Annotated in this window: 12 protein-coding genes; 6 read left to right on the top strand and 6 right to left on the bottom strand. The window is 67.4% G+C overall.

The window, feature by feature from the left end; genetic code table 11:
* Window positions 1–666, top strand: a complete 666-nt coding sequence (locus MRB47_RS08615; protein ID WP_015913579.1) for an alpha/beta hydrolase — start codon at window positions 1–3, stop codon at window positions 664–666.
* Window positions 667–820: 154 nt separating this feature from the next.
* Entirely contained in the window at window positions 821–1,750 is a 930-nt protein-coding gene (locus MRB47_RS08620; protein ID WP_252102447.1) for a DUF3014 domain-containing protein, read from the top strand.
* Window positions 1,751–1,753: 3 nt separating this feature from the next.
* Here MRB47_RS08620 and MRB47_RS08625 read toward each other — a convergent pair whose 3' ends face one another.
* Window positions 1,754–2,221, bottom strand: coding sequence for an Lrp/AsnC family transcriptional regulator (locus MRB47_RS08625; protein WP_011804889.1), 468 nt, complete (start codon window positions 2,219–2,221; stop codon window positions 1,754–1,756).
* A gap of 101 nt (window positions 2,222–2,322) precedes the next feature.
* On the opposite strand from MRB47_RS08625, the gene mdeB reads away from it, so the two are divergent.
* Window positions 2,323–4,995, top strand: coding sequence for an alpha-ketoglutarate dehydrogenase (mdeB, locus tag MRB47_RS08630; protein ID WP_252102448.1), 2,673 nt, complete (start codon window positions 2,323–2,325; stop codon window positions 4,993–4,995).
* Window positions 4,996–5,026: 31 nt separating this feature from the next.
* Here the strand turns inward: mdeB and MRB47_RS08635 are convergent, their stop codons facing one another.
* From MRB47_RS08635 to MRB47_RS08655, 5 genes are all read right to left on the bottom strand, one after another.
* Window positions 5,027–5,884, bottom strand: coding sequence for a zinc-dependent peptidase (locus MRB47_RS08635; RefSeq protein WP_220637598.1), 858 nt, complete (start codon window positions 5,882–5,884; stop codon window positions 5,027–5,029).
* A 4-nt stretch (window positions 5,885–5,888) separates the two neighbouring features.
* Window positions 5,889–6,671, bottom strand: a complete 783-nt coding sequence (locus MRB47_RS08640; RefSeq protein ID WP_252102449.1) for a UDP-2,3-diacylglucosamine diphosphatase — start codon at window positions 6,669–6,671, stop codon at window positions 5,889–5,891.
* An 8-nt stretch (window positions 6,672–6,679) separates the two neighbouring features.
* Complete coding sequence (locus MRB47_RS08645; protein WP_047351425.1) at window positions 6,680–7,207, bottom strand: peptidylprolyl isomerase; 528 nt, start codon at window positions 7,205–7,207, stop codon at window positions 6,680–6,682.
* An 18-nt stretch (window positions 7,208–7,225) separates the two neighbouring features.
* Window positions 7,226–7,813, bottom strand: coding sequence for a peptidylprolyl isomerase (locus MRB47_RS08650; protein ID WP_252102450.1), 588 nt, complete (start codon window positions 7,811–7,813; stop codon window positions 7,226–7,228).
* Window positions 7,814–7,895: 82 nt separating this feature from the next.
* Window positions 7,896–8,468, bottom strand: a complete 573-nt coding sequence (locus tag MRB47_RS08655) for a tetratricopeptide repeat protein (RefSeq protein ID WP_047351424.1) — start codon at window positions 8,466–8,468, stop codon at window positions 7,896–7,898.
* Between the two features lie 243 nt (window positions 8,469–8,711).
* Here MRB47_RS08655 and cysS point away from each other — a divergent pair, with 243 nt between their 5' ends.
* From cysS to MRB47_RS08670, 3 genes are read left to right on the top strand one after another with little or no spacing between them, the layout of a single operon-like run.
* Entirely contained in the window at window positions 8,712–10,088 is a 1,377-nt protein-coding gene (gene cysS, locus MRB47_RS08660; RefSeq protein WP_252102451.1) for a cysteine--tRNA ligase, read from the top strand.
* Between the two features lie 45 nt (window positions 10,089–10,133).
* Window positions 10,134–10,793 carry a DNA-3-methyladenine glycosylase family protein gene (locus MRB47_RS08665; RefSeq protein ID WP_123675645.1) on the top strand — a complete coding sequence of 220 codons (660 nt, stop codon included), beginning with the start codon at window positions 10,134–10,136 and terminating at the stop codon, window positions 10,791–10,793.
* A gap of 48 nt (window positions 10,794–10,841) precedes the next feature.
* Window positions 10,842–11,819: an acetyl-CoA carboxylase carboxyltransferase subunit alpha gene (locus MRB47_RS08670; RefSeq protein WP_011804898.1), complete on the top strand. Its 978-nt coding sequence runs from the start codon at window positions 10,842–10,844 to the stop codon at window positions 11,817–11,819.
* Window positions 11,820–11,963: the final 144 nt, after the last annotated feature.

Raw genomic sequence — 11,963 nt, forward strand, 5'->3', positions numbered from 1 at the left:
ATGCTCGACCTACCCCTTTCCTTCCTTCACCGCCCCGCGACGCCCGGCTCCGAGCCGTGGCTGCTGGTGCTCATGCACGGCGTGGGCAGCAACGAACAGGACCTGTTCGGCCTGGCCCCGTATGTACCCCCGCAATACCACGTACTGAGCCTGCGCGCACCGTACCGTATGGGGCCGACGGCCAATGCCTGGTTCGAATTCACCGTGGCAGCGGATGGCGCGCGCAGCATCAACGAGCCGCAGGAGGCCGCCAGCCGCGCGCTGGTGGCGCAGACCGTGGACGCCGCGGCGCGCCAGCTGGGCATTCCCGCCGCGCGCGTGGTGGCGGGCGGCTTCAGCCAGGGCGGCATCATGGCGCTGACCCTGCTGCTCACGCGGCCTGAACTGCTGCACGGCGCGATGGTCTGGCACAGCCGGCTGCTGCCGCAGGCGCTGCCCCATGCGGCGCAGCCGGCCGCGCTGGCGGGGCGCCAGCTCTGGGTGAGCCATGGCGTGCAGGACAACGTCATTCCGCTGGCCAGTGCCCAGGCCATACGCGACCATGTCCGGACGCTGCCGCTGGCGCTGAGCTACCGCGAGTACCCGGGCATGCACGAAATCCGCCCGGAGGAACTGCGCGATTCCATGGCCTGGCTGCACGGCCTGGCCGCAGGCGCCGCCGGTTGACCCCGGTGGTAAGCCTCGTAACCTCTGGTGGTTTAACGTGGTTTTATATGAAACAGGGCTGTAGCATAGGCGGATCAAGCGCTAATAGCTATCAATATTGAAGCGAAGGTGCCCCTTGCACGGTGCGAGGGGGCCTCGTGGAGAAAGGACCGCCATGCCTGTACGAGACCCCGCCGAATTCCATCCCCGGCAGGAGTCCTCGGTCTCTGTCTGGACCGTCATTGCCCTGGTGGCGATCGCCGCCGCGGGTGCCGCCTGGTGGTTCGGGTGGCGCCACACCCAGGCCCCCGAACCCGCGCCCGCGGCCCCCGCCGTCGAGGCCGCACCCCCCGCCGCCGCGCCGCAGGTACCCGCGTCCGGCCCGCAGAACCCGGTGGAAGTGCTGGAACCCCCGGCCGACGCGCTGCCCGCGCTGGCCGATTCCGACGCCTACGTGGCCCGCGCGCTGGCGGAACTGCTGGGGCCGCAGGCGGCGGCGCTGCTGCAGCCCGAGGGGCTGGTGCGCCGCATGGTGGCGACCATCGACAACCTCGCACGCGCCCAGGCACCCTCGCGCATGTGGCCCGTGCAGCCCACGCCCGGCCGTTTCACGGTGGAAGGGGCGCAGGATGCGCCTGCGCAGACCATCGCACCGGCCAACGCGGCGCGTTACCAAGCCTTCGTCACGCTGGCCGAAGCCGTGCCCGTGGACGCCGCGGTGAAGCTCTATGCCCGCATGTATCCGCTGTTCCAGGCGGCCTATGAAGAACTGGGTTTTCCCGGGCGCTACTTCAACGACCGCCTTGTGGCGGTACTCGACCACCTGCGCGCCGCGCCCGAGCCGGCGGGGCCCTTGCAGGTGCGGCTGGTGCCCGTGGTGGGCGAGGTGCCGTCCACCCGGCCCTGGGTGCGTTACGAATTCGTGGACCCCCAACTGCAGGCACTCTCCAGCGGTCAGAAGATGCTGGTGCGCATGGGCCCTGAGAATGCGCGCCGCCTGAAGGCCGTGCTGGCCGAGCTGCGCCGCCGCGTGGCCACCGGAGACATGGCGGCGGGCAACGTCGCGCGCATACCGGCGCAGGCGACGCCGCCTGCCAGCCGCTGACCACTACGGCGTGGGCAGAGGCAACGCCGTCTTGTAGCGCACCTGCTTGAGCGTGAAGCTGGTGCGGATCTTCTCGATGCCCGGGATGGGCGTGAGCTGCTCGAGAATGAACCGTTCCAGCGCTGCGATGTCGGGCAACGCCACGCGGATCAGGTAGTCGCTGTCGCCCGTCATCAGGTAGCACTCCATCACCTGGTCATGCTCGGCGATGCGCTGTTCGAAGGCCGAGAGCGCTTCCTTGCTCTGGCTTTTCAGGCTGATGTTGATGAACACATTGAGCCCCAGCCCCAGCGCCGTGGCGTTGGCCAGCGCCACGTAACGGCTGATGACGCCAGCGGCCTCCAGTGCCTTGACCCGGGCCAGGCAGGGTGAGGGCGACAGGTGCACGCGCCGCGCCAGCTCCACATTGGACAGCGCGCCATCGGCCTGCAATTCGGCCAGGATGCGCAAATCGGTAGCGTCAAGCTTCATATGCTGAAAATCATTCCATGAGCGGCATATTGTGCCGATGAAGGGTGAAACAGCGTGTGAATCGGCATCCTATTTCGGTATGCGGGGCCTACAGTGGCGCGATGAACGCCCCCACGCCCCTCGCAACACTGGCTACCCTCGCTGCCGCGGCCAGCCCCGATACCGACCCCCAGGAAACCGCCGAATGGCGTGACGCCCTGCAGGCCCTGGTGGCCACGGCAGGGCCTGAGCGCGCGCGCTTTCTGCTGGACGAGCTGAACCGGCTGGCCGGCCAACTGCGCGTGGACTGGCGCCCCGGCCTGAACACGCCCTACGTGAACACCGTGTCCGTGCAGGAGCAGGGGGTGTTCCCCGGCGACCTGGCGATCGAGGAGCGTCTGGCGTCCATCATGCGCTGGAACGCGCTGGCCATGGTGGTGCGCGCCAACCAGGCCTATGGTGAACTTGGCGGCCACATTGCCAGCTACGCCAGTGCGGCCGACCTGTTCGAGAGCGGCTTCAACCACTTCTTCCGCGCCCGCGAGGGTCTGGGCGAAGGCCAGCACCGGGGCGACCTGGTGTTCTTCCAGCCGCACAGCGCGCCCGGCGTGTACGCGCGCGCCTTCCTCGAAGGGCGTTTGAGCGAGCAGGACCTCATGCACTACCGCCAGGAGATCACCGCCCCGGCGCAAGGCGCGCGTGGCCTCTCCAGCTACCCGCATCCCTGGCTCATGCCGGACTTCTGGCAGTTCCCCACCGGCTCCATGGGCATCGGCCCCATCAGCAGCATCTACCACGCGCGCTTCATGCGCTACCTCACGCACCGCAACCTGCTGGATTGCTCCGCACGCAAGGTGTGGGGCGTGTTCGGCGACGGCGAGATGGACGAACCCGAATCCATGAGCGCCCTCACGCTCGCCGCGCGCGAGGGGCTGGACAACCTCGTCTGGGTCGTCAACTGCAACCTGCAGCGCCTGGACGGCCCAGTGCGCGGCAACGGCCGCATCATCGACGAGCTGGAGCGCCTGTTCGCTGGCGCGGGCTGGAACGTGGTCAAGCTCGTCTGGGGCAGCGACTGGGACGGCCTGTTCGCCCGCGACCTCACGGGCGCGCTGGTGCGCACGCTCGAAGGCACGGTCGATGGGCAAATGCAGACCTTTGCCGCCAAGGATGGGCGCTACAACCGCGACCACTTCTTTGGCCAGAACCCTGCACTGGCCGCGCTGGCGCAAGGCATGACCGACGAGCAGATCGACCGCTTGAAGCGCGGCGGGCATGACCTGGTGAAGATCCACGCGGCCTATGCTGCCGCCGCGCGCCACCGCGGCCAACCCACGGTGATCCTCGCGCACACCAAGAAGGGCTACGGCATGGGCCAGGCCGGCCAGGGCAAGATGACCACGCACAGCCAGAAGAAGCTCGACGACGCCGACCTCATCGAATTCCGAAACCGCTTCAACCTGCCTTTGAGCGACGCGCAGGCCACCGGACTGGCGTTCTACAAGCCGGGGGACGACAGCCCCGAGATGCAGTACCTGCGCCGCCAACGCCAGGCCCTGGGCGGCTACCTGCCCCGGCGCGAAACGGTGTGCGACGTGCTGCCCGTGCCCGCTATCGCCAGCTACGCGCAGTTCGCGCTGGCCGCCGATGGCAAGGAGATGAGCACCACCATGGCCTTCGTGCGCATACTGGGCACGCTGCTCAAGGACGCTACGCTCGGCCCGCGCATCGTCCCCATCGTGGCCGACGAGGCGCGCACCTTCGGCATGGCCAACCTGTTCAAGCAGGTCGGCATCTACAGCAGCGTGGGCCAGCGCTACGCGCCCGAGGACATCGGTTCGGTGCTGAGCTACCGCGAGGCGCTGGACGGCCAGATTTTGGAAGAAGGCATCAGCGAGGCCGGTGCCATCGCCAGCTGGACGGCCGCGGCGACGAGCTACAGCGTGCACGGCATGGCCATGCTGCCGTTCTACATCTATTACTCCATGTTCGGCTTCCAGCGCGTGGGCGACGCCATCTGGGCCGCCGCCGACCAGCGCGCGCGCGGTTTCCTGCTGGGCGCCACCTCGGGCCGCACCACGCTGGGCGGCGAGGGCCTGCAGCACCAGGATGGCACCAGCCACCTGGTGGCCGCCACCATCCCCAACTGCAAGGCCTACGACCCGGCCTTCGCGGGCGAGATGGCCGTGATCGTGGACGCTGGCATGCGCGAGATGGTCACCGAGCAGCGCGACGTTTTCTATTACGTCACGCTCATGAACGAAAACTACGCCCAGCCGGACCTGCCGGCCGAGGCGCATGCAGGGGTGCTGCGTGGATGCTATGTATTCAATAGCTATCAGCGCTTGCTGGAAGGGCGCGGTGGCTCAAATTCATCTCAAGAAAACGTGACCCTGCTGGGCTCCGGCGCCATCCTCACCGAGGTCATAAAGGCGGCGCAACGGCTGGCCGATGAGGGTATCGCAGCCACCGTGGTCAGCGTGACGAGCTGGAGCGAGCTGGCGCGTGATGGCATGGCCTGTGAGGCCGGGCGTGACAGGGGGGATGCAGGCGATGCCAAGCCCTGGCTTACGCAGGTACTGGAGGGAACGAGCGGCCCGGTCATTGCCGCCACGGACTATGTGCGGGCCGTGCCCGAATCGGTGCGCGCCTATGTGCCCGAGGGGCGCCGCTACCGCACGCTGGGCACGGATGGCTTTGGCCGCAGTGACACGCGGGCGGCGCTGCGTGCGTACTTTGGGGTCGATGCCGCCAGCATTGCGCAGGCGGCGCGGGCCGCGCTGACGGGCGGTTGAGGGGCGGTTGAGGGGCGGGAATGAAGCCGCCTCAGCCGGACAGGGGCCGGCCGAAGAACGCATCCAGCACGGGCAGCAGGGTGGGGAATTCCTGCCCGAAACGTTCACGGTGCACGAAGTACGCCTCGCAGGCCACGGCGAAGAACTCCGCGGGCGCGGTGGCGCCGTACGCATCCAGCCACGGCCATGCACCGCCGAAACGCTCGGCGATGATGACCTGCTCGCGGAACTGCTCGTACGCGGGCTCCCAGGCGTCGCGCCAGGCCGCGTGCGCGGCGCGCGCGCCCCGCGTGCCCATGAATCCCGGAGGCAAAGGCGGGCAGCCGTCGGCCGGGCCGTTGCGCATGTCGATCTTGTGCACGAACTCGTGGATCACCACGCTGGTAGCGGCCGGTTGTCCGTCCGGTCCGCCCTGGCCGGCCCCGTCCACGGCGGGCCAGCTCAGCATGACGGGGCCACGCTCCATGGCTTCGCCCAACAGCACCTCGTCGTAGTGGTGCACCACGCCGGCGGCATCCACGGCCTGGCGGCGCGCCACGGCCTCGGCCGGATGCACCACGATACCCACGAAGTCGTCGTACCAGGCCAGCGCACGCTCGGGAGCGCCCCAGTGCAGCAGCGGCAGGCAGGCCTGGGCCGCAATCGAGACCGCCATGGCATCGGTCACCACCAGCCCATGGGCGCCGGTGAACTCCTTGCGGTCCAGGAACAGCGCGCTCAGGGCGCGCAGCTTGCCTTGGTCATGCAGTGGCAGCGCCTGCAGGAATGGGTAGCGCCGCAGGGTCTGCAACCACAGTTGCGCGGAGATGTCGGGGAGAGGGGCCACGGTGGCGCGTACGCGCAGGGCCAGTTGGCGAAGGAAGTGCAGGGGTGCGCGGTTACGTGCCATGCCGCTACGTGGGGACGAGCGGCAGGCGCTGCAAGCCCTCGGCCGTCAGGCGCAGCACGCCGGCGCGCGGCGGGTGGGCGTCCAGGTCCCAGTCCGTGAGCACGTGGCGCGCCAGGCCGGGGGCCAGTACATGGTCTGCCGGCAGATGGGTGTGGCCGTGGATGAGCGCCTGGGCCCCCGCGGCGCGCAGCCACTCGATGGCGGCCGGGCTGTCCACATCGGCATAGACCGCGGCGCCGGCCTGCTTGCGCGCCTCGCTCTCGCTGCGGGCGCTGCGGCCCTGTGCGCGGCGCTCGTGCAGCGGGCGCGCCAGCAACTGGGCCTGCCATTGCGGGTTGCGTGCCAGGATGCGAAAGCGCTGGTATTCCACATCGTTCAGGCACAGCGCATCGCCATGCGACAGCAGCCAGCGCCGGCCAGCGAACGTGAGCACCGTGGGATCGGCCAGCACGGGTATACCGGTGTGGCGCGTGAAGCCCTCACCCACGAGGAAGTCGCGGTTGCCGTGCATGAAATACAGCGGCCTCGCGTGCGCGGCCTGGGCCAGCAGGGCGCAGTAGGTGCCTTCGAAGCTGCCCGGCTCGTCGATGGCGTCGTCGCCCACCCAGACCTCGAACAGGTCGCCCAGCAGGAACACCGCGTCGGCGGGCGTGCTGTGCAGGTACTGCCGCAAGGCCTGCACCGTGGAGGGCTGGGCTGGCTCCAGGTGCAGGTCGGAGATGAAGTCCACCGTGCGCCACGCGGCTGGCGCGGCCAGCTCGTCCATCGGCGGCACGGATGGTGTCATCGCAGGGCTTACAGCGCCACAGCCTTGTCGATCACCACGGCGTCGAAGGGCACGTCGTCGTGGAAGCCCTTGCGCGTGGTGCGCACCTTCTTGATGGCGTCCACCACGTCCTCGCCCTTAACCACCTTGCCGAACACGGCGTAGCCCCAGCCCTGGGGTGTGGGGGAGGTGTGGTTCAGGAAGGCGTTGTCCACCACGTTGATGAAGAACTGGGCCGTGGCGCTGTGCGGGTCGCCGGTGCGGGCCATGGCGATGGTGTACTTGTCGTTCTTCAGGCCGTTGGCGGCCTCGTTCTCAATGGGCGCATCGGTCGGCTTTTGCTTCATATCGGCCGTGAAGCCGCCGCCCTGGGCCATGAAGTTCTTGATCACGCGGTGAAAGATCGTGCCGTCGTAGAAGCCCTTGTTCACGTAGTTCAGGAAGTTGGCGGTGGACTTGGGTGCGTTCACGGCATCCAGTTCCAGCGTGATGACGCCCTGGGTGGCCGTTTCGGCACCGTTGATGGTGACGTGCAGTTCGACTTGTGGGTTGCTCATGGCGGGTGTCCTTTCAGGTTACTTGACCAGGGTTGCGGATTGGATGACCACGGGGGTCGTGGGCACGTTCTGGTGCATGCCGCGGTTGCCGGTGGCCACGGCCTTGATCTTGTCCACCACCTCGGTGCCGCTCACCACCTTGCCGAACACGGCGTAGCCGTGGCCGTCGGGCTGGGGCGCGTTGAGCATGGCGTTGTTCGCCACGTTGATGAAGAACTGGCTGGTCGCCGAATTGGGGTTGGCCGTGCGGGCCATGGCGATGGTGTACTTGTCGTTCTTCAGCCCGTTGGCGGCTTCCAGCGGGATCGGGGCCTTGGTGGGCTTTTGCTGCATGTCGGCCGTGAAGCCGCCACCCTGGACCATGAAGCCATCGATCACGCGGTGAAAGACCGTGCCGTCATAGTGCTTGTCGGCCACGTAGGCCAGGAAGTTCTCCACCGTCTTGGGCGCCTTGGCCGGGTCCAGTTGCACCACGATGTCACCCAGGCTGGTGGCGAGCTTGACCTGGGGTGCTGCGGCACTGGCGGTCTGGGCATTTGCTACTGTAAAAATAGCTGCTAGCGCAAATCCAGCAAGCGTTTGGGTGATATTTCTTCTGGAAATCATGGTTGCTCCTTGATCGAAAGGGATAGGGGGCCCGCGGCGCCCGGCTATGCGGGGTCGGGGCCGGCGCGCAAGACGGCGCGCCTCAGCGGCTGGCCGGGGTGGCGGCCTGGGGTGCGGCGGGTTTCGATTCGGCGGCGAACAGCTCGCGCAGCAGCTTGAGCTTGGGCGCCACCGAGGCGGCCGTGGCACGGTCCAGCTGTTGCGCCCGCAGATACGACTGGCTGGCCAGCTTGGCGTGGATGTCGCCCAGGTTCTCGTGGGCGGTGGCGTAGTCGGGTTTGGTGCGGATCGCCGTCTCCAGCGCTGCGCGGGCTTTTTCCAACTGGTTCTGGCTGGCGTAGAGCACGGCCAGGTTGTTGTAGGGCTCAGGCAGCTCGGGGTAGTCCTCGGTCAGCTGCACGAAGGCATCGATGGCTTCGGCAGGCTTGCCGGAATCGGCCAGCGCCACGGCGCGCAGGAAGCGCAACTGCGGATCGCGCGGGGTGGCGGCCAGGCGCTGGTCCAGCTTCACGATGGCTTCGGCGGGCTTGCCCAGCTGGAGCAGGCGGGAAATGTCGGCGTACTCGTCCGCCTGGGCCCATGAAGCTGCGAGCAGGGCCACAGTGGCGGCAAGCAGATGCAGGCAGCGGAGGGCGGGTCGGCGTGCAGGAGTCATGGAGGAGGGGTTGGAGAGACGGAGCAGCGCGGTCGGGCCGCGGTGCGGGCTTATACTGCGGCCGATTGTAGCGGAGGGGTTTTGTCATGCCGGTACGCTGTTGCCGCTCCTGATGGCGGGCCCGCCGCCCTTGCGGCAGACCGCCTGCGCGCCCCGCGGCACCGCCCATCGCGCGCACCCGCCCTGAGTCGCGCGCCGCACCGGGCGCGCACCGCACCCACCGATTCCCTGGACCCGTCATCCATGAGCTTGCGTATCTACAACACGCTGTCGCGTGCATTGGAGGAGTTTTCCCCGCTCGAACCCGGCCACGTGCGCATGTACGTGTGCGGTATGACCGTGTACGACCTGTGTCACCTGGGCCATGCGCGCTCCATGATCGCCTTCGACGTGGTGCAGCGCTGGCTGCGCGCCTCGGGCTTGGCGGTGACCTACGTGCGCAACATCACCGACATCGACGACAAGATCATCAAGCGCGCGGTGGAGAACGGCGAGACCATCCGCAGCCTGACCGACCGCATGATCGACGCGCTGCATCAGGACGCCGACGCGCTGGGCATCGAGCGTCCCACGCACGAGCCCCGCGCCACCGCCTATGTGCCGCAGATGCTGGACATGATCGGCACGCTCCAGGGCAAGGGCCTGGCCTACCAGGCGGGCAACGGCGACGTGAACTATGCGGTGCGCAAGTTCCCCGGCTACGGCAAGCTGTCGGGCAAGTCGCTGGACGAGCTAAATGCCGGCGAGCGTGTGGCCGTGCAGGACGGCAAGCACGACCCGCTGGACTTCGTGCTGTGGAAGTCCGCCAAGCCCGAAGAGCCAGCCGATGTGAAGTGGCGCAGCCCCTTCGGCGAGGGGCGCCCGGGCTGGCATATCGAATGCTCCGCCATGGGCTGCGCGCTGCTGGGCGAGAGCTTCGACATCCACGGCGGTGGCGCCGATCTGCAGTTTCCGCACCACGAGAACGAGATCGCCCAGAGCGAGGGCGCCACGGGCAAACCGTTCGCGCGGCTGTGGATGCACAACGGCTTCATCAACGTGGACAACGAGAAGATGTCCAAGAGTCTGGGCAACTTCTTCACCATCCGCGACGTGCTCAAGGAATACGACGCGGAGACTGTGCGCTTCTTCGTGGTCCGCAGCCACTACCGCAGCCCGCTGAACTACAGCAACGTGCACCTGGACGATGCGCGTGCCGCGCTCAAGCGCCTGTACACCGCGCTGAGCCTGGTGGCACCGGCCCCGGTCGAGGTGGACTGGGCCGAAGGCTACGCCGCCCGCTTCAAGGCGGCCATGGACGAGGACTTCGGCACCCCCGAAGCGGTGGCCGTGCTGTTCGACCTGGCCGGTGAGGTGAACCGCAGCAAGTCGCCCGCCGCGGCGGGCTTGCTGAAGGCGCTGGGCTGCCACTTGGGGCTGCTGCAGGCGGATCCGCAGGACTTTCTGAAAGCAGGCGCCGGGCTGGACGAGGCGGCCATCCAGGCGCAGATCGCCGCGCGCGCCGCCGCCAAGGCGGCCAAGAACTTCGCCGAGGCCGACCGCATCCGCAATGATCTGCTGGCGCAGGGTATCGTGCTCAAGGACTCCGCCACGGGCACGACCTGGGAGGCGGCTCAGTAAATGGGTTTCGATTCAAATTGGCATGTAGGGCTTGTGGGGTAAGCGGTGGCAGCTACTAAAAAAATAGCGGATGCACCTCCGTCCCTCACGCCCCCCAGCTATTGGGAAGAGGCCTGCCGGCATCTGACCAAGAAGGACCGCGTGATGCGTCGCCTGATTCCCCAGGTAGGCAACGTGGCCCTGACCCAGCGCGGCGACGCCTTCACCACGCTGGCGCGCTCCATCGTGGGCCAGCAGGTGTCGGTGGCGTCGGCGCAGCGCGTGTGGGACCAGTTCGCCGCGCTGTCGCGCAGCATGACGCCGCGCAGCGTGCTCAAGCTCAAGGTGGACGACATGCGTGCGGCCGGCCTGTCGGCACGCAAGGTGGAGTACCTGGTGGACCTGGCGCTGCACTTCGACAGCGGCCGGCTGCACGTGAAGCAGTGGGACGAGATGGACGACCAGGCCATCGTTGCCGAGCTGGTGGCGATCCGCGGCATCAGCCGCTGGACGGCGGATATGTTCCTCATCTTCCATCTGGCGCGGCCGAACGTGCTGCCGCTGGACGATGCCACGCTGATCCAGGGCATCAGCCAGCATTATTTTTCGGGCGATCCGGTCAGCCGCAGCGATGCGCGCGAAGTGGCTGATGCGTGGAAACCCTGGTGCAGCGTGGCGAGTTGGTATATTTGGCGGTCGCTCGCCCCCCTGCCGGTGGACTACTGAACAACGCAGGGCGGCCGGTACCGGGCACCGCCCCGAGGAGAAAACAAGTTGGCGAAAAAGACCTTTCTGGACTTCGAGCAGCCCATTGGCGAGCTGGAATCCAAAATCGAAGAACTGCGCTATGTGCAGAACGAGAGCGCGGTGGACATCTCCGAGGAGATTGACCAGCTCAGCAAGAAGAGCCTGCAGCTCACCAAGGACATCTACAGTGACCTGACCCCCTGGCAGATCACGAAGATCGCGCGCCATCCGGAGCGCCCGTACACCATGGACTACGTGCGCGAGATCTTCACGGATTTCGTGGAAATGCACGGCGACCGGCACTTCGCGGACGACCAGTCCATCGTGGGGGGGCTCGCGCGCTTCAACGGCCACGCCTGCATGGTGCTGGGCCACCAGAAGGGCCGCGACACCAAGGAGCGCACCGCGCGCAACTTCGGCATGAGCCGGCCCGAGGGCTACCGCAAGGCCCTGCGCCTGATGAAGACGGCCGAGAAGTTCAAGCTGCCCGTGTTCACTTTCGTCGATACGCCCGGTGCATACCCCGGCATCGACGCCGAGGAGCGCGGCCAGTCCGAAGCCATCGGCCGCAACATCTACGAGATGGCCCAGCTGGAAGTGCCGATCATCACCACGGTGATCGGCGAAGGCGGATCCGGCGGTGCGCTGGCCATCAGCGTGGCCGACCAGGTCATCATGCTGCAATACTCGATTTACTCGGTCATCAGCCCCGAGGGCTGCGCGTCCATCCTCTGGAAGACCAGCGACCGCGCGCAGGATGCCGCCGAGGCCATGGGCATCACGGCGCACCGCCTGAAGGCCCTGGGTCTGGTGGACAAGATCGTGAACGAGCCCGTGGGGGGCGCACACCGCGACCACAAGCAGATGGCCGCCTTCCTCAAGCGTGCCCTGGGCGACGCCTACCGCCAGCTGTCGGACCTCAAGCCCAAGGAACTGCAGGACCGCCGCTACGAGCGTCTGCAGAGCTACGGCCGTTTCACGGACACCAAGGCGGACAGCCGCTAAGGCGGGAGGCGCACGCGCAGTCAGCGACGCGCCGATCCTTGAAAAAGGTGGGGGAATCCCCGCCTTTTTTTGTCACTTACTTGTATCAAAACGTATTATCTTTCCTCGTGCGGACGCGCATCGCCGCAGGAAGAAGGGTTACGT

The sequence above is a fragment of the Diaphorobacter sp. LI3 genome (genome assembly GCF_022807955.1).
In the GTDB taxonomy this organism is placed as follows: Bacteria; Pseudomonadota; Gammaproteobacteria; order Burkholderiales; family Burkholderiaceae_C; genus Diaphorobacter; species Diaphorobacter nitroreducens.